A 23722-nucleotide genomic window follows, 5' to 3' on the forward strand; every position below is an offset into this window, starting at 1 on the left:
AGAGTTCCCCGCCAACGACCAGCAATCGACACAAACCACAAAAGTACGGATCCACCGATCCGCCTACAAAGACCAGCAGATCCAACGAGTTCACCGGGCTGTGTAGTATTGTCTGCGCCACGCTGGCATGTACGGTGCCTGAGACCGATCCATCGTGCGCGTCATTCAACCCAGTGTTCACTTTCTCTGCACCACCGCGGTGATCCTCGCTGTCTGGCCCGCGACCGCGGCAAACGACTCTTTCGGCGCCATCGCCTACTCCACGACCAGCAACCGCGCCGCCACCGCCCAGTCCTGGACGTCGAGCGATGAGGCCGGCCGGCTGGCCCTCGCCGATTGCAACCGCGGGTCGCCCGCGAAGGACTGCTTCATCGCAGCGGCCTTTCAGAACGCCTGCGGCGCGCTGGCCATCGACGACCATGGCACCTGGGGCGCATGGTGGAAGAGCCAGAGCGAGCCCGGCGGCGCCGGTGTCTCCGCGGCGCTCGGGGTTGGTCGAAGCCGCGCGCGGGAGCAGTGCCGCCGCTACGCCGCCGGGCACGCCGCGGAATGCCGTGTAGTCGCCGAGCTCTGCGCCGTGGCCTTCCACCCCTGAACGGGGCGGCTTCGTGCCCATTCGGGACATCGACCCACGAGGAAGGACTCGATGATCATGAAAAGGCTCTTCATCACTGCGGCGCTCATCGGCCTCTCGACGGCGTACGCGTCGCCGACGTTCGCCAACATCAAGTTCTGCAACCGCTCCGACCGGCCCGTCAATGCGGCGTTCGCCATGCGGATCAACCTGAGCTCGGCCCCCAATCCGTGGGTGACGCGCGGGTGGTGGTCCATCGCGCCCGGGCAGTGCAAGGTCGTATCCAGCGAACAGCTCTACGCTTCCACGGACTACGGCTACTTCGCCGAGCGCGCGGATGGGACGAAGCACTGGCCTGCCACCGGCGGGGACTTCCAGGTCAACATGCGCGGCCTGTGCGTGCAGGCAGGCCGGTTCGTGATCGTCGATTACGAAAGGTGGCCGGAGTGCAAAGAGCCCCCGAGACGGCAGGTGACCTTCAAGTTGTTCTCGGTCGGTGAGAACTGGGAGAACTACATCGTGAACTTCGATTGACCGAATCGGTGTCCGCCGGACGAGCCGGCTCGGTCGGGCGCGGGGCGCGGACAAAGAGCAACTTGGGGTTGCTTCGTGATCGGGTCCTCGACCATTTCTAGAACAATGATCGCGTCGTTCGAGGCGTGGCGTGGCCACGAATCACGCGCGGGAGACGGCGCTGTGGCTGCGTCTCCTTATCCCTCGGCCCCCCGGACGCGCGTCGTCGCTCGCTCGCGGCATGAATGCGGCGTCTGCCTCGAGCATCAGAGGCGGCATGGCAAGACCGTTCGAGTCCATCGGTTCGACTTCCGGGCTTCACCGGCGTGCCTCCGCCGCCCTGCTCCTCGCCGCCTTCGGCCCCACGAATGAATGCGGTCCGAGCGCGCCCGGCAGCAGCAGCAGCGGCGGCGCCGCGGGCGCCGGCGGGTACAGCTCCGCAAGCACAGGAGACGGCGGCGGCTCCGCAAGCCACGGCGGCGGCGGCTCCGCTGCCACGGGCAGCGGCGGCTCCGCAGGCCACGGCGGCGGCTCCGCAGGCCACGGCGGCGGCTCCGCTGCCACGGGCAGCGGCGGCTCCGCAGGCCACGGCGGCGGCGGCTCCGCTGCCACGGGCAGCGGCGGCTCCGCAGGCCACGGCGGCGGCGGCTCCGCTGCCACGGGCAGCGGCGGCTCCGCAGGCCACGGCGGCGGCGACGAGAGCACCTCGACCGGGAGCAGCGGCTCGCCGGCAACATGCGTGCCGGGATCCATCGTCGCGTGCTACTCCGGCCCCGAGGGGACCAACGGCGTCGGGCGCTGTACGGCCGGGACGCAGACCTGTCGTCCTGACGGCTTCGGCTACGGGCCCTGCACGGGTGAGATCACCCCTGCTGCGGAGGTCTGCGCCACGCCGCAGGACGAGAGCTGCGACGGCGACCCCCGTTGCCCGCAACCGGCCGCCTGGGCGCGCGGGTTCGGCATCGAGCCCACCACTCCCACATCGACAATCGACGTCGACGCCATGGGGAATTACTACATCCTCGGCGCCTTCAAAGGAACGGTCGACTTCGGCGCCGGCCCTCTGACCAGCGCCGGTGGCAGCGACATCTTCCTCCTCAAGCTCGACCCCTCGGGCGCGCCGCTCTGGAGCAAGCGCTTCGGCACCCCCTTGCGCGAGACAGGAGATGCCCTGGCCATCGACGGAAACGGCAACGTCCTGATCGCCGGCAACTACGAGGACGACTTCACTGGCATTGGCATGGACCTCGGCTTCGGCGGGTGCGCCCTGCCGGCTCCGCCCGATCGTTCCGCGCAATTCGTGGCCAAGCTCGACCCCGACGGCAATCACATCTGGAGCGATGGATTCAGCTTCTGGCCTTCGCATCCTACCTGGGCGACGAAGGTGGCCATCGATGCTCTCGGCGACGCGTACCTCGCCATCGGGTTGGAGGACGCGACAGCGGTGGTGAAGCTGGACGCGATGGGCAATGTCCTCTGGAGGCGTAGCACTCCGGGCAGCCCGAGCTTCCACATGAACCTCGCGCTCGACAGCGCCGGCAACGTGGTGACAGTGAATAAAGCAGGTGTCGATGGCGACTACCTTGTCCTCTACACGTACGTCTCAAAGCTCTCTCCGGATGGAGATTTGCTCTGGTCCCGGAGATTGGACGACTACGCCTTCCGTGGCAAGGTGGCGGTCAACTCGGCGGGAGAGATCCTCGTGTTGGCCGAGGGGGTTCTCATCAAGCTGGATCAGGACGGCGAGGAGGTGTTCACCCAGCCCGTCCGCCACATCGGCGACATCGCGATCGACCCCGCGGACAACATCTTCCTCGGCGGGCGTGGGCTCACGATGCTCGACCCGAGCGGCACCGAGCTCTGGACGCGCGACTTCGCGGCCTCAGTAGCGGACATAGCCATCTCCCCGAACGGCGCGGTCGCCGTCACCGGCGTTGCGAGTGGCCCTGCGGACTTCGGGACCGGCCCGATCGAGTATACAGAAGGCTGGGATATCTATGCTGCCACGTTCAATCCGCCGGCGAGCGGCGACAGCGGTGAGGGAGGAGGCAGCGGCGGCAGCGAGGGCGCCGGCGGCGGCGGAGACCCGTCCGAGACGTGCGTGCCGGGCTCGGTCATCGCGTGCTACTCCGGCCCTGCCGGGACCAGGGGCGTCGGACCTTGCGCTGCGGGGACGCAGACCTGCCGGCCCAACGGCCTTGGCTTCGGCGCCTGCGTGGGCGAGGTGACGCCTGCCGACGAGTTCTGCTCCACGCCGGAGGACGAGAACTGCGACGGCGACCCCCATTGCCCCATGCTGTCGTGGGCGCGCGGGTTCGGCAGCACCGGCGCCGACCAGGGCCTGAACATCGCGAGCGATGCCGCAGGCAACTACTATGTCGCCGGCACCTTCACAGGAACCGTCGACTTCGGCGCGGGCCCTCTGACCTCCCCGCCCGGAAGCCACTTCCTGCTCAAGCTCGATCCATCGGGCGCGCCGCTCTGGAGCGAACGCCTGCCCAGCGGCCACCCGCTCGTCATGGCCGTCGATGGCAACGGCGACCTCCTGCTCGCCGGCACATACTCGGGTGGCGTCGCCAGGGTGTTGAACCAGTGCCTCTCCCCCCTCGATCTGGACTACAATACCGTAGGCTTCGTGGTCAAGCTCGACCGCGATGGCAAGGGCATCTGGAGTCAAGCGCCCATCTACACGTCGGACGCGATCGAAAGCTACAGCGTTCCCGAGCGTATCGCCGTCGATGCGCTCGGCAACACCTACCTGGTCTACGTCGACCTTTGGGCGAACGGTGCCTACCTGTCGAAGCTCAGCCCTGGCGGCGATGTCCTCTGGAAACACAGGATCACGCCCCCTCCCGGCGAGGAGCACTATTTCACTTCCCTGGAATACCACGCTGATCTCGCGATCGACAGCGCGGGCAACGCGCTGACCGTGACCGCACCGCAGGCCGACGCAGGGTATCTCACGGTCAGCAAGTTCGACCCGACCGGCGCCGTGCTCTGGAGCCGCCCGTTCGCGCCGGATCCGTCGATCCCCCCTGGCGGCGCGTGGAAGGCGGACTGGTCGGTGGCCGTCAATGCGGCTGACGAGGTCTTCGTGGCCGGCACCACGGACGGGACCGTCGATCTCGGCGGCGGCGTGCTTCCCGCCGGCCCCGTGCTCCTCAAGCTGGACGCCGCGGGTGCCCACGTGTTCAGCGACTCGATCCCCTTCGGCGACGCGCTCGCGCTCGACTCCGCTGGTAACATCGTCGTCGCCGGAGACGGGCTCGCCAAGCTCGACCCGAGCGGCGCCGAGCTCTGGACCCTCGGCTTCGGCGCCAGCGCACATGGCATCACGATCTCGCCGAGCGGCGTGATCGCCCTCACAGGGGCTGCGAGCGCGGCGGTCGACTTCGGGACCGGCCCCATCCACCACGCCGGCGGCTCCGACATCTTCGTCGCGACGTTCAATCCCTGAAAGCCATGGGGGGAAGGGCGCCATGTCGAGGCGCCGCGAGCGCGGCGCTACGCGCGGGCGAGGGTCCCGTCCGCGCCGAGGACGTCGGTCAGAACTGCTTGAAGAACTTCCACGACTCGATGGGAATCCAGTTCGGATTGCCGTCGATGTTCGTGTGCCCGCCGCCGAAGGTGCACACCCGCGTCGGATGTTCCGGATCGCAATCCTGGAAATCGAAGCAGCTGTACGCGCCGTTTGAAGTCGGGATGTTGTTCGGGATCGTGCAGCCGTTGTCTTCGGCTTTTTCGAGGGCGATGAACTTGGACCCTTTCTTTTGACCTTCGTTGTTCACCCAGGGGCAAGTCCCGTCGCTCATGCCCGTCGTGTGCATCCAAGCAATGGGCTTATGTGTCTTTTCAGGCAACCAGATGTTGTAGTTGGCCGGGGCGATGCCCACGGCCGCACGGATCTCCGCTTGATGGTTCGTCGACAGCGAATAGGTGATCATCCCTCCGAAGCTGAAGCCGGTCGCGAACACGCGGGTCGTGTCGTAGCAGACACTTTCATTCATGAGCGCCATGATGTCGTCGAACAGCGCGTGGTCCTTCTCCTGCCACGTTGCACCGTCCGAGGAGGGGGCCACGAAGATGGCTTGCTCTCCGTCGGCCTCCAGCTGCGGTTTGAGAAAGTAGAAGTCTTGCCCCTTGACGTCTTGGTAGCGGCTGCCGATCCAATGCGAGGTGTAGAACAGCCGGTAGGGCTTGTTCATGTCGTAGTTGCGGGGCATATCGACGTAGTACACGCGATTTTGGCCCGAACTCGAGATCGTATACTCCTTGCTCGTCAGCGTGGTTGCCTTGCCGCACCCCGCGCTTTTCACAGGCGCGTTCCCCAGGGGAATGGCTCCTTCGGGCCAGCCGCCCGTGCCGGTACCGCCGCTGCCGGTCGGCTCAGCCCCGCCACTCCCGCCGCTGTTGTCACCGCCAGTCCCGGCCGCGGTGGTGCTGCTGGAGGTCGCAACGCCGCTGCCGCTCGTGCTGCTGCTCGTGCTGCCGCTAGAGGTCGCAACGCTGCTACCGCTCGTGCTACTGACGGAACCGGTCGCCGTCGCTCCGCCCCCTCCGTCGTTGTTCGAGTCGGACTCGGCGGAGGCGCACGAAATCGCGACCCAACTCGCAAGGGTGACACAAAAGGCGAGTCGGCTGAACGTTTGAACTTGCATCACAGGTCTCCTACGTGCCGGAATCAGGTGAAAAGGAAACAAAACGTTTCGAGCGTATCAAGGGCGACTCGCCACGCTCACCTCAGGTGACAGAGCGTTCCTTACGGGATCCGCCTCCCTGGATTGGATCGCTCTTGGCAAAACGTCGAGCACCATCGATCAGCAATCGCTTCCGCGACGACCCAGCGAACAGGATCGGTGTAAAAATCGATCAAATGGATCAGATTGACGAAGAGCTCGGTACTCAGGAGGACCCGAGCAGACCGAAACAAAAGGATGACCCTCGACTGGAATGTGAACGCTCACATTGCCGGTGTCAATTCCAATCGACCGGCCCTCGGGGATCTTCGGGCCCGAGGCAGGACATGGCTGGCAGGGCTCCTTCGGAGCGCCGCGTTAAGAGGGGTGGGCGCCGGACTGCCCGACCACAATCGTACTGCCAGCGTGTCATGTTGCCGCGGCCGATGCGGAAACCGTGCCGCCATGGTCACTGAGCCCCGGAACATCGTCCGCTTCCTCTGCGCGCTCGGCGAGCCGACCGATGCTCCAGCACGCTCCCCCAGCGTCCACGCGGCGACCACCGTACTGGAAAAGCATTGTTGTGCGCCGCAAGGCGCTCGGTGACGCCGTATAGCGTCTCGCGACGCGCCTCCCGGGGCTCGCCCTACCACGGATCAGCCCGCCCTTGCGCTCCGAGGCGCCCGATGGTGCGGCGACCTTGCAGGAAAGCTCCAGTCTTACAGGGTGAGAGACGCTCGAATCTCCCGGTATCGGTTCCGCTCAGGGTTGCATCGGCACTGAATATTTCCTGCGTGACTGCGTGCTTCTGCTGCGTTCGCCGTCCTCGCGGTCATCGGCTGCTCCACGCGGCCGCAAACCCGACGAGACGACGTCGCTTCGCTCACCTTGGCCCTTGACCCGCCGCGATTGGAGCCACGTGGCCGACGCCAACAGCTGCCTGTTCATGCAGGGCGGGGCCTACGACGAGGCGCACGATCGGGTGGTGGTGCTCAACGGTCTCGCGGCCGACCACGTCGGCGCCGACCGCTCGCGGAGCACGAGCACGCGTCGCCGTGGTCGTCGGGCGCCACGTACACGCTCGCGGGGGGCGCGCGCGGGCCGCCGACGTCGTTGCCGCCGCCGCTGCCACGGTTGCCGGCGCCGCCGTTGCCCCACCATCCGATGCGAGACGGCACATCGATGCCTCGACAGCGCTACATGCAACTGCACCATGCCCCTGCTTCCTGGCGCGGCTCGCTACTGGCCACCGCCGGAGTGCGCCCATGCATGCAGGCAAGAATCTCAGTTCATAAGGCTTCAATCATGGCCGCAACGTAAAGAACGTGTTCCCAGCCAACGTACGAAATCTCGCGAATCTGGGCCCTGGGCTTCCAGTCCCTGCGGCTCTCCACCCGAACAAGCCTGTTGAACTTGGGTCCCGGATGGCGACCCGCAACCGAGCCACATCAATCGCATTCTGTATAAAATTTCGAAAATCCGACTGCATTCGATCGTTGTCGTTGTTCGCGATATTGACCATCTGCTGCAGCCGACGACGAACCCCCTGATCGTGGTTCGGATAATCGGAGAACCCATCAAACTGATTGGCGGCGCGAATGATGTCGATCAAATTTCTCGCCCCGGGCGCCCCGAACTGAGAAGGATCGCTCGCCAATCGATTCTCCAGAACCCGTTGCATCCACCCCATACTGTCCAATGTGTCTGCTGCCAGGTAGTCTGCGTGGGAAGGACCGCGGGCCTCCGACATCAACAGTCTGGCGACAGCTCCAGCTTCAGTGGCAGGATCCGGCAATTCTATCGCAGCGTCGACCACAACCCTCAGTGTCGCCTGGATTCCGGACCGTGTCTCCACAGTCACCGTTACAGGGCCGCTACCTGATGTTGTAGCAAGGGCTTTGAGGTAAAACGAAAAATTGCCAACGGCGCGTATGCGAGGTGTGCCGTCGACGCTAATTACATCAGGATCACTGCTCGTTATTCTGGGAACACCATCCGGGCGTGGAACATCGGCGATCCCGAGGCTGGCCGAAGAGTTCCCTTCGGTGCTCGATATGTGAATCGTCACAGCCGTAACATCTGTTCCATGTCGCCGAAAACGCATATATCACCTTCATATAGCGCAAGGCTCAAATCGACGCTTTGCGTCTGCATCACTCTCCAGACCTGTGCAAGGCCAGGGGCTCGCCGGAAACATGACCGTCCGTAGCGCAAGCGCCCGATCAACGCCAGCGTGATCGTCGGCGCAGCGCCGGTTCCCTCTCCCCCCTTCGCAACGAAGGAGGAAGCTCGAGCGCCGCGTCGGGAGGTGGACGAGCTCGCCCTCGAAGGAGGCGACCTCGTCGCTCCACAGCGCTCGGCGGCGGCGGAAGTCGACGCCGTGGTTAATCGCCTCGTCCTCGTTCCAGCCGACGCCGATGCCGAAGCCGAAGCGACCGCCCGAGACGAGATCGAGCGTGGCGACCTCCTTCGCCGTGACGATCGGGTCGCGCCGGGCGACGAGGCAGATGCCGGTGCCGAGGCGGATGCGCGAGGTCACGGCGGCCGCCGCCGAGAGCGCGACGAAGGGATCGAGCGTGCGCCTGTAGTCGTCGGGGAGCTCGCCACCGGCGGGGTGAGGCGTGCGTCGGCTCGCCGGGATGTGGGTGTGCTCGGGGAGGTAGCGCGAGTCGAAGCCGCGCGCCTCCACGGCGCGCGCCAGCTCTACGATGCCGATACCGCGATCGATCACGAAGTGGGTAATGCGCGCAGCGCATAGGCTCTCTTACCACGTCGCCGTAGCGCACAGCGCAGGAGAGGACGCGGCGCTCCTACGGCGCTCGCCGAGGGGCTCCGCTTCAATCCTCTAGCGCGCTCTAAGCCCCAGGCATCTTGAGGCCGCGCTCGTCCATCACGGCTTTGTTGCGCGCCTCGCTCTTCGCGTACGCCGGGCGGGCTTTGACCCGCTCGGCGTATCCGGTGAAGCTCGGGCGCGGCTCGAGCATCTTGAAGTCGAGCATGTACGCGATGGTGCCGCCGAAGATGACGTCGGCCATCGAGAACTCCTTGCCGAGGACGAAGTCACGGCCAGCGATGGCCGATTCCATCGTCGCGAGCATGTCGTCGTAGTTGCCCCAACCGGCGGAGCCGGCGCGGAACTCCCAGTTGCCGGCCTTGGCCATCGAGCCGGGCTCGATGACCGAGGGGGCGAAGAGCGACCAGCGAAAATAGGTGCCGCGCGCCGCGTCGTCGAGCTTCGGCGCGAGGCGGCCCGGGGCATAACGATCCGCGAGATAGAGGCCGATCGCCGCGGATTCGGTGACGACGGTGCCGCCGTCGACGAGCAAGGGCAGCTTGCCCATCGGATTGAGCTTCGTGACGTCCTCCTTCTTCTGGTCGCCGGCCATGATGTCGACGAACTTGAGCTCGTACTCGACGCCGACTTCCTCGAGCATCCACACAGTGTTGGCGGCGCGCGAAAACGGGTGGTGGTAAAGAACGATGGCCATGGTGGTGTCTCTTTCTCCGTTCGTTTCCGCCGGTCGGTCGGCGGCGCGGCGGAGGCTACCAGAAGCCCACCCCGTTGGGCGCGGCGCCAGGTGCGGCAGATTTGAAATCCTCTGCCCGCCGCGTTCATGGCTCACGCCTCGGCGCGTGGCGACCTCGACCGCTACCCGGCGATGATCACCGGCTCGAGCCGCGGCCACACGAACGAGAGCGCGGAGGCGCCGCGTCGGCGCCTCCAAAGCTCGTCCAGCGGGCCGGGCACGCGGGCCTGCGCGAGCTCTGGGCTTGGGGAGCTCGCCGTGACCGAGCCGTCGCTTCGGGCGGCCGTGATCGCCTGGCTCGCCAGCACCCTGAGCCACGCCGTCGCCTCGGGGATGAGGTGGCTGCCCGGGTCGTTCACGAAGCGATCGGCCGGCTGCTCGGGCTGCCGGTGGCACCGGAGGGGTGAGCAAGCTTGGGCCGAACGTCGAGCCCGCCGCTCGCGTCGACTCGCTGCCGGAGCAGATGTGGAGGCTTATCGCGCATCAGAGCTCCGCGACCCCTGCGGCGCCTCACGACGTCTCCCCCGGCGCCACGCGACCAGGCCAAGGCCGAGCAGCGCGGCGAAGTCCCAGCGTTCCGACGAATCACGACCGACACTGCAGGAACAACCCGAACTGCCCTGGTCCGTGGTGCCACCATCCGCGCCCCCCGATCCACCGGAGCTGCCCTCGGACGCGCCGCCCGTCGCACCGTTGCCAGTCGCACCGCTGCCGGTCGAGCCGCTGCCGGTCGAGCCGCTGCCGGTCGAGCCGCTGCCGGTCGAGCTGCTGGCGGTCGAACCGCTGCCAGCCGATCCGACGCTATCCGAAGACGAGACGCTATCGCACAGCGTGCCAGCTCCAGGAGGGGGCGAGCATTCGCCGGTGTCCGGGATGTTTTGGCCCGCCGTCCCCGTGAGACGGAAGTAGATGCCGTACCTGTCTGCGTACCGCTGATAGTGCGGAGTGAACGTCAACGTGCTATTGGAATCTGTGTTCCGCAGCGTGAATTCCGCCTTGCCCGGGGTTTGAACCAAGTTGTTCGCGATGTCGGCGATCCACTCGTTGATCGTGATGCCGTTGTTGATGCCGATGGTGTCTTTGATGACGACACCAGCCGGAATGGTAGCCTTCTCGGATGCCCACTGGGGCTCCGACAGCATCCTCTCCGTCCCGAGGCCGGCGCTCAAGACGACCGGTCCGTAGACGAACGCCACCGCGTTGGGGTTGTCGGGGAGCCTCGACACCTTCACCTCCATTGGCAGCGTGAGCTCCACCTTGTCTCCGGGCTTCCAGGTGCGACCTACCGTGAGGTAGCCGTTCGCCTCCGTCGCGTCGCATGCCTGACCGTTGACCGTGATCGTCACGGGCTGGCACCGAGCAACCCAGGAGGGCTTTCTGAAGTTGATCGTGACCGCATCGGCCGGGGCAGCGGTAATCTCGAAAACCGCCTTGTCGGAGAGCGGGAAATTCGAGGTCTGTTTCAACGACAGACCCCGCGCGGACCAGGACAACGTCGAGCTGAGGAACATGTTGACGTACAGATCCGTGTCGTCATGGAAGTACAAGCTGTCATTGAGCTTGGTGTAGTTCTCCATGCCGGTTCCGTTGCAGCACCAGAAAGTGTCCTCCGGTTTGCCGAACACCTTGAAGTACCCTGTTCCCATCGGCTTGAAGTAGGTCGTCATTCCGTTCGTCGGATTGACGGCAGACATGATTTCGTTGAGATGGGTCTGCTCGTAGTAGTCGGCGTACTTGACGTCCCCCGTGGCTTTGAAGAGCCCTCTCGAGAGCTTCAGCATGTTGTACGCGTTGCACGTCTCGTTGTTGACATTGTCCCGTTGCGCGTCCAGCTTCCCGGGCTCGTGAAAGTGCTCGAGCTGGCTATTCCCACCGGTGACATAGGTGTGATCCCTCAGCACGATGGTCCAGAACTTTTCTGCCGCGGAGTAGTAGAAGTTCTCCGCTTCGCCCAGCGTCCGATAGCGGTTCAGGGCACCGATGAACTTGGGGATCTGCGTATTGGCGTGCTTGCCTGGCAGGATGTTGTTGCCTTGAGAAATCGGAGTGAAGAGCGAGTCCTCGTCGAAGATGTGGGCTGCCGCCAGGTGATTGGCTTTGTTCGTCAGCCTGTACAGATCGTACAGGCAGTCGTTCATGCCGCCGTACTCGACGCCCAGGACCTTCTTTCGAAGGTCCGCGTTCCAGGTTGAGCTGCGATTGTACGTCCAGTCCCCCAGCTTGCTCGCGATTTCGAGGGCTGTCGCATTTCCTTCGAACTTGTAGACGTCGATGAGGCCCGCGATGATCTTGTGCATCGTGTACCATGGCGCCCAGCTGGAGCCGCTGGCCTTCCCCTCGACGACGTCGAAGTGCGTCTCCGGCGACGCGAACAGGTATCCTTTGGGACTCGCGTCTTGAAATGATTTCAACTGGCTGATCGTGTGGTCGATCTTCTGCGCGATGGCGGCGCTTCGCTCCGCGTCGGAGCCGTTCAGCTGTTTGTACGCTTGCGCCATGGCGGACATGTAGTGGCCTATCGTGTGCCCGCGCAGAAGGCTCCAGCCACCCTCCCACCCGCCGTAGAGAGTGAGGCCGGGCGAATTCCCAGGGTCCTTTCCTTGCGACACCGCCTTGAAGCCCGCCAGAAGTCGGTTGGGGTCGAGGCTCATGATGTACGCGATCTCTTTCGAAGAGATGTTCTGGTAGTACGCGTCGGTCACGCTCACCTCGTCCAGCTCGAACTCCTGCAGCTTCTCGACGGGGTCCGCGGCGGACGCCACCCCTGGAGCGAGGGCTCCAAACAGGAGCGAAACGGTCAACGCGGTGACGCCCGAGAGCGAGCGCCGGCACTGCAGGATTCTCTTGCTCATGATAGATCCTTTCAGATCTCGGATGCGTTGTATCCAGGAAGCTCAAAGCGAGACTGCGCCGCGCCACACAGCGACGAGGTCTCCTCTTTGTCCACTCAGCAGCCGTCGCACCATCGCGATCAAGCGCTGCTCAGACCGCTCTTCGGAGTTGGTGAATCAACCATGTGATCGATGCCGATGGGCTGCGTGCTGACGAGGAACGCCGCGCCGCGGGCGAAGAACGTGCCCGCGAGCGTCACCAGGAACGGGGGCAAAGGAAACCGATGGATCAGGTGCCCCGTCATCGCGCAGAACGAGACAGACACCGCGAGGCGTCGTGATCCGGCCACGTCGCCAGCACAGCCGGATCTTTGAAGAATCATCTCCGGTGAACAGCACTCGAGATGTCACGACAGCCGCCGAACAAGCGCGGTATGCCGTGTTCTCTGGTGGAGCCCCCTCGGCCCGATGCCAATCCCCATCGTTCAGCGATCGCTTCCGCGACGACCGAGCGAACAGAGCTGGTGCAAAAAATCGATCAGACGACGAATGCCTCGGTACGCATGGCGACCCGAGCAAGTCGCAGCAACAGGGATACCCTTCGGCGGGAATGTGAACGATCACATGGCTACCGTCAATGCCAAACGACGGGTCTGTAAGTGCCTCGATCCCGAGGGATCAGGAGGCTGGCGGGCTCCTCCGGAGCGCCGCGGCTAGAGGCAATGCCGGTCAGTTGAGCGCTTCGCGGACCGGTGGCGCCCAGTAATTTCGCGCACTTGCGCGGGCGCCGGCCGCCAGCGGCCGCCTTGACTGACCGGTATTGCGGCTAGAGGGGCGGACGCCTTACCGCGATCATCGCCGGCCCCATCGACGAGCTCGAAGCCGATCGGCGCATCGGCGGCTGGCGCGCGGCGCGGCGCGTGGCGACCGCATCGCCAGCTCGAGGTCGCGCCGCCGCGCGCCGGTGTTGCGGCGCTACGGCGCCTGCGTGACCGCGGCCCGATGCCCGTCCTTCTCGACGCGGCGCTCCGGGAGGAGACCTGTCTGCCCTCGGAGCGCGAGGGCGGTCGTTTCGAGTTGACGGTCGATTTGTGAACGTTCACATTTGTCTCCGAGGCGCTGTCCAGGACCAGGTCGTCATGCTGAGGCAGGAGCAGCGGCGGAGGCCCGGCCGAGCCCGTGTTTCACGTCTTCCTCCTCGGGCGATCGAACATGGCCGGGTACCCCAGAACCGCGAACGCGGACGAGACCGAGAGTTCCCGCATCAAGTTCCTCGGCTTCGATGATTGCGCGGGGACCGGGCGCGTCGAGGGCCAGTGGGGCATCGCCGCCCCGCCGCTCCACGAATGCTGGAACAGAGCGATCGGGCCCGGCGATGATTTCGCCAAGACGATCCGCTTCTGCGCAGCCCCGGTGCCGCCTGGGGCCGCTGCGAGCGCGCCTGGGGCCGCTGCGAGCGCCTGGGGCCGCTGCGAGCGCCTGGGGCCGCTGCGAGCGCGCAATGGCGACGCAGCGCGGCCGAGGCGACGGGTGAGAGGAGCAGGCCGTTTTCCTAGAGGTCGATGACGACCTTGCCCTTCACGTGCCGGCCGGCCTGGAGCTCGACCGCGGCGCGGATTTGCTCGACCGGGAAGCTTGCGGCAATGGGTACCCGGAGTCGGCCGGTCGCAATCAGGCGAGCGAGCTTTTCCAGGGCGCCGGGGGCGGCGTTGGCGCCGTTGGTTGGTGTGATCCCGTCGACCTGGGCGGCGATGGTCGTGATGCGCGTGTCAGGGACGCCGAGCGCTCTTGCGGCGTGCGCCGTCTCCGTTCCATGAAGGTCGATCGCAGCGGTGATACCGCGGGGAGCGAGGGCACGGACCCGGTCCGCCAGGCCGTCGCCGTAGGCGACCGGCTCGGCTCCGAGAGCGCGCAGGAAATCGGCCGATGTCGCCGATCCCGTCCCGATCACGCGCGCCCCTGCGATCCGGGCCATCTGGACGACGAATACCCCGACTCCGCCCGCCGCGCCGCCGATCAACACGGTGTCGTCCGGCCCAAGTTCGACAACGGCCAGGGCGGCGGACGCCGTGCGTCCGGCGATCGTGAGGGTGGCGGCGGTGCGGTCGTCGACGCCGTCGGGGGTGTGATGGGCCTCGTTCGCCGCGATGCCCCCGGTCGGGTCGACCACCACGAAGTCGGCGACCGCGCGGGACAGGGCGCCGCCGAACACCCGGTCGCCAGGTGCGAAGCCGGTCACCCCGTCACCGACCTGGTCGACGACTCCCGCGTAGTCGGTCCCGAACCCGGCCGGCAGGCTCAAGCCGAACCGGACGGCGGTGTCCGCATCAGCGGTCATGAACCAGTCCATCGGGTTCAGCCCGGCCGCGGTGACCCGAACACGGACCTGTCCCGGTCCGGCCTGCGGAGCTGGAACCTCACGGATCTCCAGGACTTCGGGGCCGCCGAAGGAATCGAGCCGGACCGCCCGGCTCCCGCTCGTCGACAGCTGATCGCTCAGTTTCTGCATGCTCTCCTGTCCCCTGTCCCCTTGGAACGACGGAACGCACTGAAACGGACTATGCTCCGTTTCCATGGATGACCGCAACACAAAAAACGGAGCGCGCTCCGTTTTGACGGAGGCGGAGAGCCGCGCACCACGGGCGGACGCAGCCCGCAACCGCGATCAGTTGCTCGCGGTGGCGACCCGCGTGTTCGCGTCGGCTGACACCGAGCCGTCGATGCGTGCGATCGCCCGCGAGGCCGGGGTCGGCATCGCCACGCTCTACCGGCACTTCCCCACCAGAGAGTCGCTGGTCGATGCGGTCTACCGGAGCCAGGTCGTGCGGCTGACGACCGGCGCCCGCGAGCTGCTCGACCGACTGCCGCCGGCCGCGGCGATGCGGCGCTGGATGGACCTGTTCGGCGACTGGATCGCGACCAAGAACGGCATGCTCGACACGCTGCTGGCGATGATCGAGACAGGCGAGATCGCCCACGACCAGACCCGAATCGAGCTGCTCGCGGCCATCACCACGATGCTCGACGCCGGCCGCGCGGTGGGTGACCTCCGCCGAGACGTCACCGCCGAAGACATCGCCGCGAGTCTCATTGGCATCTTCACGGTGGCCCCCAAGCCCCAGCGAGGAGCTCTTGCCAGTCGCCTGTTGGACCTCCTCATGGATGGACTGCGGCCTCCAGTGATCAGTCGCAGCCTCTTGGCCAGATAGGGGTGAAAGCTAGTCGAGCCCGTAGGATCGCAATCAGCTGCGCGGACCGACGACGACGGCGTCCACGTCGGTCACGGGCCCGCCCACGGCTGGCGCCCACGCAGCTCGCGCGCGTCGAGCTCGCCGGCGTCGAGCAGGCCGGAGGCAGCGTCGTGGATCTGATACGCCATCTTCGCGCCGCCGAGCGGCTGGCTTTCGACGAATATGCAGCGCAGCTCGCCTGGGGCGAAGCCGCACTGGTGCTGGATCGCGCGCAGCAAGCCATCGCGGTGCAGGTGGCCGTCGCCGAAGTTCCAGCCGAGCGCGAGGCCGCCGACGAGCTCGCCGTCGAGGTACTCGTACTCGTGGAGCGGGCCCTCGATCGCCTTCGGCACCAGGACCGGCAGCGCGCGGCCCTGGAGGTGCATGAGGCGGAACGCGAGCACCTTGCCGACGAGGCCGACCGACGTGGCGTGGTCGTAGAACCGGCCGAGCTGGTCGTAGATCCACGGCGCGGCCTTCACGAGCCGGTCGAGCTTGCGGTAGCTGTCGCCGCGGAACAGCCACACGCTATAGGGCCAGTTTCCGGCGTAGTACCGCATCGCGAGCAGGAACGAGATCCGCCCTGGCGCGATGTTGCCGAGGAGCGGAACAGCGACGAGCATGATCGCGAGGAGCGCGCCGAGCAGCGGCGGGCCGACGTCGAACGGGTACGCGCCGGGGTGGGCCCAGAACAGCGCGAACACGCCGTAGACCACCATCAGGTTCCACTCGATCGGCGCGCCCATCGGCACATTGCTCGTGATGAAGGCGTGGAGCGCGAGCGCCATCGCGATGCCGACGGCGATCGTCGTCTGGCCGGTCGAGCGCGCGAGCACGATGGGCACGCCGAGCTCGAGCGCGGTGCCGGCGTGGCTCATCGCGATCGCGAGCCGCGACGGGCGCAGGTCGTCCGGATAGCGGACGTACATGCGCCGCCGCAGCCATGCGAAGCGGGCGAACGGGCTATTGCTCGTCATCACGCACACGACGGTCGGGAAGTGGTGGTTGAGCTTCGAGACGCCGGCCCAGAGCCAGAGCGCGAGCTGGACCGCCTTTGCGCCGCCGATCCAGTCGGCGGTGGCCGCGAACACGACGACGGTGGTCCAGTAGTGTTCGGCGCGCAGCGCGAGGAAGATGGTGCGATCGGCGACGGCGAGGACCGGCACGAGCGCGGCGATCGGCACGAGGTGCGAGGCGCCGGGCGCGGGGGCGAGCAGCGCGCGCACGAGCAGGGCGAGCAGCGCGAGGTAGAGCGCGACGTCGAGCGGGGTGCGCCGCGTGCCGCCGAGGAGCGGCGCGCGCGCGAACAGCGCGAGCTTCGTGGTGCCGGGGCGGAGGAAGTGGAGGGCGCCGCCGACGGGCGGGGCGTAGCGTCCGCTGAGCGGACCGAACCCGCAGCCGAAGCCCAGGCCCTCGAACAGCATGCTCCACAGGATCGCCTTCTGGAACGCGAGCGGGTGCAGCCACCAGTCGCCGATCGTCGAGAGGCCGCCGAGGCTCGGCGAGGTGCTGCAGAACAGGACCCAGGCGCCGGCATAGAGGGCGAGCTTGACCGCGTGGAGCACGTAGACGGCGAGCGGCGCGCCGGAGCCCTGCAGCGCCCACGCCTCGCAGACCATCTGTCCGCCTGTGGTTGCGCGTGTTTGCACACACGCCCTAGGCGTGGCGCGCGCCGCGCGAGAGCCTTCGGTGTTCGTATGTTCGCGGTGCCGCTACGGCGCGTGCACGACCCCGGGGCGAGCCTCGCACCCCAGCGAGGTCATTCACCCCCCCCTTCTTCCTCCGCGGATCTCGTAAGCGCCCATATCGGGAGCGGCCCCCGAGACGCGCGGATTTCCATCCAGGTCCGTCTTCGGCAAAGAGCTGGTGAAGAGCCGAGCTCAGCGAGCTTGCGCGCAGCGCGCTTGTCGTGGTGGATCCGACCGCTCGACTTGTGCCCGGTCCCACGGAGATCCAGGGCTCCGTGCGGCTGTTCACGATTCACGTCGATCACTACGGCGCCCCGATCGAGGTCGGACGGATCTCGAGGAGCGGCGACGTGGCGTATCGGATGAAGTATCCGACACGGGGAGGCGACGCATCGGAACAAGCATCAAAGGTGACAGCGGGCCAGTACGCGCTGAGATCGCCTCAGCCCGCTGCGCGGCCCGCCCGCTCGGCAAACGGATTGCAATCCCGATCGTCAAGAATCGCTGTTCTGTGGGCTGGTCCACCATAAGAACCGTGGTATTTCTCCCCAATCCCGGATACGACCTCGACATGTCCTTCAGGAGTGGGGAATCCATGGAGGTTTCAGGGGTCACGCTGGACGTCCTCGTCCACCAAGGGATCGAAACGGCTCTGTATCGAGGTCGTCGTCGAGGCGACGGCGCGCCCGTCGCCGTTAAGCTCACACAGAGCGATTACCCTACCTTCCGCCAGCTCGCCCGGCTCCGGCGAGAGCACGCGATCTTGGGCGATCTCTCCATGTCGGGCGTGCCGCGGGCGCTCGACCTCCTCCCGCATGGCCGCGGCCTCGCGCTCGTGCTCGAGGACCTCGGCCCGACAAGCCTCGCCGATTTGATCGCGAGGCGCGGGCGGCTCGAGGCGAAGACGACGCTGCGCATCGTGGCGCCGCTCGTGGGCACGCTCGACGCGCTCCACCGGCGTCATATCATCCACAAGGACATCAAGCCGCGCAACGTGATGATCGACGAGGGGACGCTCTCGCCGCGCCTGATCGATTTCGGCATCGCCGCCCGCCTGGCCCAGGAGACGCAGGAGGCTTCGGCGATGGAGGGGCTGGAGGGGACGCCTGCGTACATCGCGCCGGAGCAGACGGGTCGGATGAATCGACCTGTCGACCGGCGCTCGGATCTGTATGCGCTCGGCGTGACGATCTACCACATGCTGACCGGGGCCACGCCGTTCCAGGCCGCGGACGCGACGGAGGCGATTCACGCGCACCTGACGCGGGTGCCGGCGCCGCCGCACGCGGTCGTCAAGGACGTGCCGCGCGGCCTGTCCGACGTCGTGATGAGGCTGCTGGCGAAGGCCCCGGAAGATCGCTACCAGAGCGCGAGGGGCCTCCTTTCGGATCTGGAAGAGTGCCAGCGGCGGCTCGATGCGAGCGGGACCGTGGAGCCGTTCCCGCTGGGTCGGGACGACCTGGTGGAGGACGTCGTGTTGCCCGATCGGCTCGTGGGTCGCGAGGCCGAGCTCGGCGCGCTCAAGGCCGCGCTCGATCGAGCGCGATCCGGCGCGGCCACCCTTTCGCTCGTGATGGGCCCGCCCGGCATCGGCAAGTCGGCGCTCGTGCGCGAGCTCTGTGCGACGGAGGCGCGCGAAGCGTACTTCGCCCCCGGCAAATTCGACGCGATGGCGAGGAGCATGCCGCTCTCGGCCTTCTCGCAGGTGATCCGCGCGCTCGTGCGGCAAGCGTTGGCCGAGCCGCCCGACACCCTCCTGGCGAAGAAGCACGCCATCCAGGCCGCGCTCGGCCAGTACGGGCGGGTCGTGACCGACCTCTGCCCGGATCTCGAGCTCGTGATCGGGCCGCAGCCGGAGCTGCCGGCGACCAGTGCGAGCGAGGCGAAGAACCGCCTGGCGCTCCTGATCCGGCGCTTCCTGTCCGTCTTTTCGCGTGAGGACGCCCCGCTGGTCGTGTTCTTCGACGACCTGCAGTGGGCGGACCTGGCGTCGCTCGACCTGCTCGGCCGCCTGCTCATGGATATGGATGCGCACCACCTGTGCGTGGTCGGCGCCTACCGCGACGAGGAGGTGGACGCCGCGCACCCGCTCACCGCGACGATAGGCACGCTGCGCGAGGCGGGGATCGAGCCAATCAAGCTCACGCTGGGGCCGCTGCCGCCCGCGGCGGTGACGGCGATCGTGGCCGAGGCGCTGCACGCGGACCGCGAGCGAGCCGAGCCGCTCGCGGCCCTGATCCGGGACAAGACGCACTCGAATCCGCTCTTCCTCGGCCAGTTCTTGCGTGAGCTCGAGAGCGACGGGCAGCTCCGCTTCGACCCCGAGGCGCGCGGGTTCGTCTGGGACCTCACGCGCGTCAAGGGCGCGATAGTCACCGACAACGTGCTCGCGCTGATGGCGCGCAAGGTCGAGCGGCTCGCGCCCGCGACGCGACGCGCCCTGATGTGCGCGTCGTGCATCGGCCCGTCGTTCGAGCTCCGCACGCTCGCGACGATCGTCGAGAAATCGCCCGGGGCCGTCGCCGCGGATCTGCGGGAGGCGCTGCGCGAGGGGCTGGTCCAGCCGCTCGGCGGCAACTACCGGCTCCTCGAAGGGGCCGGGGACGCGCTCGAGCCGATGGACGTCGCGGTCCCGTACCGCTTCCTGCACGACCGCGTGAAGGAGGCCTGCTACGCGCTCGTGCCCGAGGCGGAGCGGCCGGCGGTGCACCTCGCCATCGGTCGGCTGCTCGTGGCGCGGGGCGGGGGGGTCCGGGGCACAGCCGGCTTGCCCGGCGGCGCCCCGGATGTCAGCGGTGCCCGGGGCACAGCCGGCTTGCCCGGCGGCGCCCCGGATGTCAGCGGTGCCCGGGGCACAGCCGGCTTGCCCGGCGGCGCCCCGGATGTCAGCGGTGCCCGGGGCACAGCCGGCTTGTCCGGCGGCGCCCCGGATGTGAGCGGGCAGGTGCCGGACGAGGACCTGCTCGAGGTCGTGCGCCACCTGAACCTGGGCGCGCGGGAAATCACGGATGAGACCGAGCGCATGGACGTCGCACGGCTCGATCTGCGCGCCGGCCGGCGGGCCATGGCCGCCACGGCCTTCGAGGCGGCGGCGAGCCTCTTCGCGGCGGGCCGGGCGCTCGCGTCGGAGAAGGGGTTTTCGCGCGATCACAAGGCGTGCTTCGCGCTCTGGCTGGAGGGGGCCGAGGCCGAATACCTCATCGGCGCGTTCGAGGAGGAGGAGGCGCTCACGGCCACCGCGCTCGCGCGGGCGGAGAGCGCGACCGAGCGCGCGAGCGTGCACAGCGTCCGAGCCCGGGCCCTGACCACGCGGGGTCGGTTTGCCGAGGCGGTGCGCGCGGGGCTCTCAGGGCTCGCGGAGCTCGGCGTGACGATGCCCGAGGATCCGGCTGCGCAGCAGGCGGCCTTCATGGAAGGCGTGGGGGACGTGGATCGATTGCTCGCGGGCCGCTCCATCGAGGCGCTCGCCCACGCTCCGGTGACCGAGGATCCGGAGGATCGGCAGATCTTCACGCTGATGGCGGAGATCTGGCTGCCCGTGTACTTCGTGAGCAAGGCGCTGTTCGGGCTGGTGATCGTCGAGCAAGTGCGCCGCTCGCTCGCGCGTGGCCAGTCCGAGACCAGCGCGCTTCCGTACGCAGGCTACAGCCTCATCCTATGCGTGATGATGGGGCGGCACGCCGAGGGGCACGCGTTCGGCCGGGTCGCGGTCTCGCTGTGTGAGCGATGGAAGAGCCCGACCATCGCCGCGCGCGTGCACGTCACGTGGGCCACCGCGCTCTACGTGTGCGAGCCGCTCCGCAACGCGGTCGATCATGCGATACGGTCGCGAGACGCCGCGCTGGAGGCCGGGGACAACCTCTACCTCGCCATCAACCTGGGCTACTGCCTGCTGCAGTGGCTCATCGGCGCGGGCGTTCCGCTCGAGGAGGTCAAGGCCGAGGCCGACCGGTCCGCCGTCCTGGCGCGACGAACGAAGGACCCGGTCGCGATCGCGGCCGTCACCGTGTCGCGGCAGCTCGTCGCCTGTCTGACCGGACAAACCCGGGGCCGGACGAGCCTGGACAGCGACGGCGTGGTGCTCAGCGAGGCGCTCGCGACGCTCAACGAGAAGGAGCACGCGATCGCCTTCTATTACAAGCATGTATACCTGCTCTTCCTGCACGTGCTCTACGGCGAGCACGAAGCCGCGCTCGAGGCGGCTGCGGACGCGGCGCGGTTCGCCGAGGACGTGAAGGGCATCTACTGGCCGGTGAACGCGGCCTTCCTCGAGGCCTTGGCGCGGGCTGGGCTCGCGCGCGAGGCCGCGGATCGCGAGGCGCGGAAGGAGCACGAGGCCGCCATCATGCCGCTGAGGGTCCAGCTCGAGGCGCTCGCCCGGAGCTGTCCGAGCAACTTCCAGCACAAGGTCGCGCTCCTCGACGCGGAGCTCTGCGTGCTGCGGGGCGAGCGCTGGGAGGCGATGGAGCAGTACGACCACGCCGTCGAGCTGGCGCGCGAGAACGAGTACGCGCAGGAGGAGGCGATCGCGAACGAGCGGTGCGGCCGGTACCTGCTCTCCCTCGGCCGCGAACGCGCCGCCCAGGGGTACCTCTCCGACGCCTTCCGTGGTTACTTGCACTGGGGCGCGACAGCCAAGGCCGAGGCGCTTCTCTTCGAGTTCCCCAGCCTCTCCGCGCGTATCAGCAAGCGCGACGCCAGCTCGCAGAGCGGCACGCCGGAGTCGGCGACGTCCCAGACGACGCTCCTCGGTCGGACGACGGTGGGGAGCCTGCGCGACGCCGCGCTCGTGCTGCGCGCGGTGCAGATGATCGCAGGCGAGGTCGTGCTCTCCGGGGTGGTGAGCCGCCTCATGCAGATCGTGCTCGAGAACTCGGGGGCGGAGCGAGGCATCCTGCTCCTCTCGCGTGACGACCGGCTCTTCGTCGAAGCGGCCTTCCAGGCCTCGCCCGAGTCGATCGAGGTGGGGCAGAGGCGGCGGCTCGAGGACGAGCCGGAGCTCGCGCAGCAGGCGGTGCTCTACGCATGGCGCACGCGCGAGGCGCTGGTGCTCGACGACGCACCGGGCGACTCGCGCTTCGCGTCGGACCCGTACCTCGCGAAGCGGAGAACGCGCTCGATCCTCTGCATGCCGGTGAGCAGCCAGGGGCGCACGGCGGGGATGCTGTATCTCGAGAACAACGCGACCGCGGGGGTGTTCACCGCGGTGCGGGTGGAGCTCCTCGGGCTCCTCTCGTCGCAGGCATCGATCACCATCGAGAATGCGCTGCTTCTCGAGCGAATCCAGGAGGCGAACGAGGAAGCCCGCCTCGCGAACGCCCGGCTCGAGCAGGAAGTCGAGCAGCGGACACGCGAGCTCGAGCTCTCGAACGCCGAGCTCGCGCGCGAGCTCGAAGACCGGACGCGCGGCGAGGCGGAGCGCGCCGCGCTCCGGGAGCAGGTGGTGGAGGCGCAGAAGGCCCGACTCCTGGAGCTCATGGCGCCGCTGATGCCGATCAGCGAGGACGTGCTGGTGATGCCGATCATCGGCACGGTGGAGGCGGAGCGGGCGGCGCAGATCATGGAGGTGGCGCTCGCGGGAGCGCAGCAGACCGGCGCGCGGGCGCTGATCCTGGACATCACCGGGATGCGGTACGTGGACACGGACGTCGTGGGCGCGCTCGTGTCGGTGGCGAACGCGCTGCGTCTGCTCGGCACCGAGCCGCTGTTCACCGGCATACGACCCGAGGTGGCGCGGACGATGGTGGAGCTCGGCGTGGATCTCCAGGCGATGACGACGCTGTCGACGCTTCGGGCGGGTATCGCGCGCGCGCTTTCGGGGTCGGCGCCGTCTCCTTCCTGGAAGGTACCGGCCACCGCGAGCCGACGCGCGCTTCGCGCTTGACTACGCTCGTCGAGCACGACGACGAGCGGCTCACGGGGCCGCCTCCATCACGGCGCGCAGCTTCTGCTCCGGGGTCCAGTCCCCGGGACGGCGATTGGCGGCAGGGGGGGCGGCGCGGAGCGGCGAGCGTCGTCGGACATGGCCGCGAGGCTACGAGCATCGCGAAGCCAGCGCGAGAGCGTCGTCTGATGCACCCCCGTCTCAGCCGACAGCGCCACCGCCGTAGGTCCTCCTGGGACGAGGAGCCGTTGGACGATTCTTCTTTTGAAGGATTCTGAGTACTCTCTCACCTCAAAGCCTGTCTCCGCTCCCCGAAACCGGTGACCTGATGCTGTCGCCCCAGAGGTTGACGCCCAGGATCCACGCCCAGTCCGAGAGGGGGATCTCGCCGACCTGCCCGCCCGCGCACACGCCTGCGTTGTTCACGACGAGATCGACGCCGCCGAGGGCGCGATCCGCCTCGCCCACGAGCTCCGCCACGTCGTCGCTCCGGCTCACGTCGCAGCGGACCGTGTGCGCCTCGCCTCCGGCGCTGGCGACGAGGCGCGCGGTCTCCTGGGAGCCTTCGTCGTTGAGGTCGGCGAGGAGCAGCTTCGCGCGACGACTCGCGAGCTCGAGGGCGAGCGCTCGGCCGAGGCCCGAGGCCGCGCCCGTGATGACGACGCGGGGGTGCTTGGGGAGGGGCATGGTGAACCCGCATATCACGGATGCTCTCGGCTCCGCGAGGAGCACCGCACGTGTCGTGCAGCGCGAACATAACGAAGCCTGCTTGTCGGAGCGAAGCCTGCTTGTCAGAGCG

16 protein-coding genes are annotated in these 23722 nt (G+C 67.6%); 5 read left to right on the plus strand and 11 right to left on the minus strand.

Annotated features, from left to right (window positions below; translation table 11 throughout):
* The first annotated feature begins 154 nt into the window (after positions 1 to 154).
* From WMF14_RS05620 to WMF14_RS05630, 3 genes are all read left to right on the plus strand, one after another.
* Positions 155 to 595: a DUF4189 domain-containing protein gene (locus tag WMF14_RS05620; protein WP_437799158.1), complete on the plus strand. Its 441-nt coding sequence runs from the start codon at positions 155 to 157 to the stop codon at positions 593 to 595.
* A gap of 51 nt (positions 596 to 646) precedes the next feature.
* The gene (locus WMF14_RS05625; protein ID WP_437799159.1) at positions 647 to 1108 is read left to right on the plus strand and encodes a DUF1036 domain-containing protein; all 462 of its coding nucleotides are present in this window, start codon (positions 647 to 649) and stop codon (positions 1106 to 1108) included.
* 256 nt (positions 1109 to 1364) lie between these two features.
* A complete protein-coding gene (locus tag WMF14_RS05630) occupies positions 1365 to 4544 on the plus strand; it encodes a hypothetical protein (RefSeq protein WP_437799160.1) in 3180 nt (1059 codons plus the stop codon).
* An 88-nt stretch (positions 4545 to 4632) separates the two neighbouring features.
* On the opposite strand, the gene WMF14_RS05635 is transcribed toward WMF14_RS05630, so the two are convergent.
* The 7 genes from WMF14_RS05635 to WMF14_RS05665 form a co-directional block, all read right to left on the minus strand.
* Positions 4633 to 5745 (minus strand): alpha/beta hydrolase family esterase, encoded by a 1113-nt coding sequence (locus WMF14_RS05635; RefSeq protein WP_437799161.1) that lies wholly within the window; start codon positions 5743 to 5745, stop codon positions 4633 to 4635.
* Positions 5746 to 7876: 2131 nt separating this feature from the next.
* Positions 7877 to 8494 carry an LLM class flavin-dependent oxidoreductase gene (locus tag WMF14_RS05640; RefSeq protein ID WP_437799162.1) on the minus strand — a complete coding sequence of 206 codons (618 nt, stop codon included), beginning with the start codon at positions 8492 to 8494 and terminating at the stop codon, positions 7877 to 7879.
* Between the two features lie 124 nt (positions 8495 to 8618).
* A complete protein-coding gene (locus WMF14_RS05645; protein ID WP_437799163.1) occupies positions 8619 to 9251 on the minus strand; it encodes a glutathione S-transferase family protein in 633 nt (210 codons plus the stop codon).
* Positions 9252 to 9412: 161 nt separating this feature from the next.
* Positions 9413 to 9649 (minus strand): hypothetical protein, encoded by a 237-nt coding sequence (locus WMF14_RS05650; RefSeq protein WP_437799164.1) that lies wholly within the window; start codon positions 9647 to 9649, stop codon positions 9413 to 9415.
* A 114-nt stretch (positions 9650 to 9763) separates the two neighbouring features.
* Positions 9764 to 12142, minus strand: a complete 2379-nt coding sequence (locus tag WMF14_RS05655) for a beta-L-arabinofuranosidase domain-containing protein (protein WP_437799165.1) — start codon at positions 12140 to 12142, stop codon at positions 9764 to 9766.
* Between the two features lie 119 nt (positions 12143 to 12261).
* On the minus strand, positions 12262 to 12471 hold the full coding sequence (locus tag WMF14_RS05660) for a hypothetical protein (protein WP_437799166.1): 210 nt from the start codon (positions 12469 to 12471) through the stop codon (positions 12262 to 12264).
* 1202 nt (positions 12472 to 13673) lie between these two features.
* On the minus strand, positions 13674 to 14630 hold the full coding sequence (locus WMF14_RS05665; RefSeq protein WP_437799167.1) for an NADP-dependent oxidoreductase: 957 nt from the start codon (positions 14628 to 14630) through the stop codon (positions 13674 to 13676).
* Positions 14631 to 14733: 103 nt separating this feature from the next.
* Between WMF14_RS05665 and WMF14_RS05670 the strand changes: the two genes are divergently transcribed.
* On the plus strand, positions 14734 to 15330 hold the full coding sequence (locus WMF14_RS05670; RefSeq protein ID WP_437804145.1) for a TetR/AcrR family transcriptional regulator: 597 nt from the start codon (positions 14734 to 14736) through the stop codon (positions 15328 to 15330).
* Between the two features lie 71 nt (positions 15331 to 15401).
* On the opposite strand, the gene WMF14_RS05675 is transcribed toward WMF14_RS05670, so the two are convergent.
* Together WMF14_RS05675 and WMF14_RS05680 are read right to left on the minus strand one after the other, a co-directional pair.
* Positions 15402 to 16970 carry a DUF3556 domain-containing protein gene (locus tag WMF14_RS05675; RefSeq protein WP_437799168.1) on the minus strand — a complete coding sequence of 523 codons (1569 nt, stop codon included), beginning with the start codon at positions 16968 to 16970 and terminating at the stop codon, positions 15402 to 15404.
* 144 nt (positions 16971 to 17114) lie between these two features.
* The gene (locus WMF14_RS05680; RefSeq protein ID WP_437799169.1) at positions 17115 to 17210 is read right to left on the minus strand and encodes a choice-of-anchor Q domain-containing protein; all 96 of its coding nucleotides are present in this window, start codon (positions 17208 to 17210) and stop codon (positions 17115 to 17117) included.
* A 424-nt stretch (positions 17211 to 17634) separates the two neighbouring features.
* Between WMF14_RS05680 and WMF14_RS05685 the strand changes: the two genes are divergently transcribed.
* Positions 17635 to 22923, plus strand: a complete 5289-nt coding sequence (locus tag WMF14_RS05685; RefSeq protein ID WP_437799170.1) for an AAA family ATPase — start codon at positions 17635 to 17637, stop codon at positions 22921 to 22923.
* Positions 22924 to 22970: 47 nt separating this feature from the next.
* Here WMF14_RS05685 and WMF14_RS05690 read toward each other — a convergent pair whose 3' ends face one another.
* Together WMF14_RS05690 and WMF14_RS05695 are read right to left on the minus strand one after the other, a co-directional pair.
* On the minus strand, positions 22971 to 23213 hold the full coding sequence (locus WMF14_RS05690) for a transposase (protein ID WP_437799171.1): 243 nt from the start codon (positions 23211 to 23213) through the stop codon (positions 22971 to 22973).
* 1 nt (position 23214) lies between these two features.
* Positions 23215 to 23610: an SDR family NAD(P)-dependent oxidoreductase gene (locus WMF14_RS05695; protein WP_437799172.1), complete on the minus strand. Its 396-nt coding sequence runs from the start codon at positions 23608 to 23610 to the stop codon at positions 23215 to 23217.
* Positions 23611 to 23722: the final 112 nt, after the last annotated feature.

It is taken from the genome of Sorangium sp. So ce693, assembly GCF_051521375.1.
In the GTDB taxonomy this organism is placed as follows: Bacteria; Myxococcota_A; Polyangia; order Polyangiales; family Polyangiaceae; genus Sorangium; species Sorangium atrum.

Bases quoted from the DNA above. Each gene is read 5' to 3' on its own strand.
- WMF14_RS05665 (WP_437799167.1), bottom strand. From the start codon at position 14,630: ATGCAGAAACTGAGCGATCAGCTGTCGACGAGCGGGAGCCGGGCGGTC.
- WMF14_RS05630 (WP_437799160.1), top strand. From the start codon at position 1,365: ATGGCAAGACCGTTCGAGTCCATCGGTTCGACTTCCGGGCTTCACCGG.
- WMF14_RS05625 (WP_437799159.1), top strand. From the start codon at position 647: ATGATCATGAAAAGGCTCTTCATCACTGCGGCGCTCATCGGCCTCTCG.
- WMF14_RS05695 (WP_437799172.1), bottom strand. From the start codon at position 23,610: ATGCCCCTCCCCAAGCACCCCCGCGTCGTCATCACGGGCGCGGCCTCG.
- WMF14_RS05685 (WP_437799170.1), top strand. From the start codon at position 17,635: ATGGAGGTTTCAGGGGTCACGCTGGACGTCCTCGTCCACCAAGGGATC.
- WMF14_RS05655 (WP_437799165.1), bottom strand. From the start codon at position 12,142: ATGAGCAAGAGAATCCTGCAGTGCCGGCGCTCGCTCTCGGGCGTCACC.
- WMF14_RS05635 (WP_437799161.1), bottom strand. From the start codon at position 5,745: ATGCAAGTTCAAACGTTCAGCCGACTCGCCTTTTGTGTCACCCTTGCG.
- WMF14_RS05675 (WP_437799168.1), bottom strand. From the start codon at position 16,970: ATGGTCTGCGAGGCGTGGGCGCTGCAGGGCTCCGGCGCGCCGCTCGCC.
- WMF14_RS05645 (WP_437799163.1), bottom strand. From the start codon at position 9,251: ATGGCCATCGTTCTTTACCACCACCCGTTTTCGCGCGCCGCCAACACT.